At 50.1% G+C, this 2,479-nt stretch carries 2 protein-coding genes; one reads left to right on the top strand and one right to left on the bottom strand.

All coding sequences use genetic code 11. The features are described 5' to 3' along the window. Positions 1 to 157 precede the first annotated feature (157 nt). Positions 158 to 1,165, top strand: a complete 1,008-nt coding sequence (locus FJM67_RS17195) for an MsnO8 family LLM class oxidoreductase (protein WP_140591919.1) — start codon at positions 158 to 160, stop codon at positions 1,163 to 1,165. A gap of 77 nt (positions 1,166 to 1,242) precedes the next feature. On the opposite strand, the gene FJM67_RS17190 is transcribed toward FJM67_RS17195, so the two are convergent. Next, entirely contained in the window at positions 1,243 to 2,289 is a 1,047-nt protein-coding gene (locus FJM67_RS17190; RefSeq protein WP_140591917.1) for an NAD(P)-dependent alcohol dehydrogenase, read from the bottom strand. Between the last annotated feature and the right edge of the window lie 190 nt (positions 2,290 to 2,479).

Genomic DNA, 2,479 nt, shown 5'->3' with positions numbered 1-2,479 from the left:
CCAAACAGCGCCATTGGTGGCATTCCACCTAAATGGCTTTTGAAGGCTGCTTAGGCTCTACTTTTAACCCCTGTTAAAAATGGGGGGATTACACGTGGTTTCCCTTGGGGTTAATGTGTTATGATTAACATGTTAATTAATATTTAGTGGGGAACTCATGCCATTGAAGTTATCGGTCGTAGACCAAACACCTGTCCACGGTTGCCATGCCAAAAAAGACGCCCCGTTACTCACGGTTGAACTTGCCAAGTTATGCGACGAGCTTGGCTATCATCGTTTCTGGGTAGCAGAGCACCATAACAGTGTGCATTTTGCCAACCCTTGCCCAGAGATTATGGTTGCTCACTTAGCGGCGGTGACAAAGCGGATTCGCGTGGGTAGTGGTGGTGTGATGCTGTCCCACTACAGCCCCCTTAAGGTGGCTGAGAGTTTTTCCATGATGGCGACTTTGCACCCTGATCGTATTGATCTAGGTGTTGGCCGTGCCCCTGGTGGGTCTGGTTTAACCTCTGCGGCGTTGGCGTACCCCCATCGGCCTGATAATGGGGAAACTTATGCGGATAAAGCACAGCAGCTAGAAGCCTTTATTCAGGGGAGCTTTCCTGTAGATCACCCCTACGGGCAGATCAATGTATTGCCAGATAGTTCAAATAAACCTGAGTTATGGATGCTGGGTTCCAGTGGTGGCAGCGCGTCCTTGGCGGGGGAGTTGGGCTATAACATTGCCTTGGCACGATTTATCGATCCGGATAATTGCCAGCCTGATATTTTTCAGTCCTATCGCAATGCTTGGGCGATGTCAGGACATGAGCGCAAAGGGAATACCATGCTTGCGGTGGCAGCGATTTGTGCGGACAGTGAAGCCGAAGCGAAGTTGCGTGCCGGTACAGCGGTTTATCGTAAACTTGCTTCTCAACTAGGTCAGCGGGAAGATTTCTTGACGCCTGAGCAAGTTCAAGATCGCTATCGCCAATTACCGGTTTCAGTGCAGTCGGCCTACGACCACATTCTATCTGGCTACACAGTCGGTACGCCAGAGCGGTGCCACGACGAGCTAGCGACCTTAGCTGCGGCATTTGCTTGTGATGAGATCTCATTAGTGACAGTGACTTACAGCCAAGCTGAGCGTTTGGATAGTTACCGCTTGCTCAAACAAGGCGTTTAACCGTAAAAGTAAGTAGCCCCCATTTTTAGGGGGCTACTTGGCTTCGCTGGAGTCTTTTAGTGTTCTACAGGGACATTTTACAGGGATAGAGACGCCATATCGATGACGATACGGTGGGCCATGTCGCCTTTCGCCAAACGTTCAAAGGCGTGGTTAATTTGATCCATGGTGATCATTTCACAGTCTGGGTAGATGTTGTGCTCGGCACAGAAGTCCAATAGCTCTTGAGTTTCTTTGATGCCACCAATCAAGGAACCGGCGACACGTCGGCGGCCCATAATTAACGGGAAGGTCATAGGCATATCAATAGGGCCTACCTGGCCTACGATCACTAGGGTGCCGTCTACATCCAGTAATGGCGTGTAATCATTGACATTGTGTTGGGTTGGAACCGTGTCAATAATCAAGTCTAGTGAGCTCCCAGCGGCTTGCATGGCTTGGGCATCGGACGAAGCTAGCATACCTTTAGCCCCCATCGCTTTGGCTTCCGCTTCTTTCTTGTTGGTACGACTGATCACGGTGACTTCTGCGCCCATGGCGACAGCAAGTTTCACCGCCATATGACCAAGACCACCTAGTCCAATAACACCTACACGAGTTCCTTTGGTCACGCCCCAGGTGCGTAGTGGCGAGTAAGTAGTGATGCCAGCACAAAGAATCGGTGCAGCCTTGGCTAAGTCCATATTGTCTGGCATACGTAGGACAAATTCCTCGCGCACGACGATATGTTTCGAGTATCCACCTTGGGTGATGGTGCCATCAATGCGATCTGGTACACCGTAGGTTGGGGTCATGCCGTTACGACAAAACTGTTCTTCATGGCTGTGGCACTGGTCACATTCTTGGCAACTGTCCACCATGCAGCCAACAGCTACTTTATCGCCCACTTGGTATTTCGTTACCTCACTACCAATCGCTTGCACAACGCCGACGATTTCGTGGCCTGGCACGATAGGGTAGGCTTGTGGCCCCCAATCACCGTTTACGGTATGCAGGTCCGAGTGGCATACACCGGAGTACAAAATTTCGATCGCTACGTCATTTGCACGTAGATCGCGACGCTCAAAGTGGTAAGGAACCATATGGGCGTCGGAAGAATGGGCAGCATAGCCAACGGTTTTCATCGAACTTCTCCTGTTTAGAAAGTGGTGAGAATAGGGGGTTAACTATAGGTCAAAATAATGAAGTGGTATTGTTGGTTAGTGCAAAACCTTTGCCTAATGCGTATTCCGGTGATTGCGATCGCTCGTTTCGGTCTATTCCGATCAGCTGATCCTGCCGTTTTTCTCTCGTCTTATTTTTACTCTAAGTGAT

Origin of the sequence: Maribrevibacterium harenarium (assembly GCF_006385675.1) — a bacterium.
GTDB lineage: Bacteria > Pseudomonadota > Gammaproteobacteria > Pseudomonadales > Marinomonadaceae > Marinomonas > Marinomonas harenarium.
The sequence above is the reverse complement of the archived record's forward strand: the minus strand, read 5'-3'. Positions and strand labels throughout refer to the sequence as shown.

Coding starts and splice junctions, on each gene's coding strand:
- FJM67_RS17195 (WP_140591919.1), top strand. CDS start 158: ATGCCATTGAAGTTATCGGTCGTAGACCAAACACCTGTCCACGGTTGC.
- FJM67_RS17190 (WP_140591917.1), bottom strand. CDS start 2,289: ATGAAAACCGTTGGCTATGCTGCCCATTCTTCCGACGCCCATATGGTT.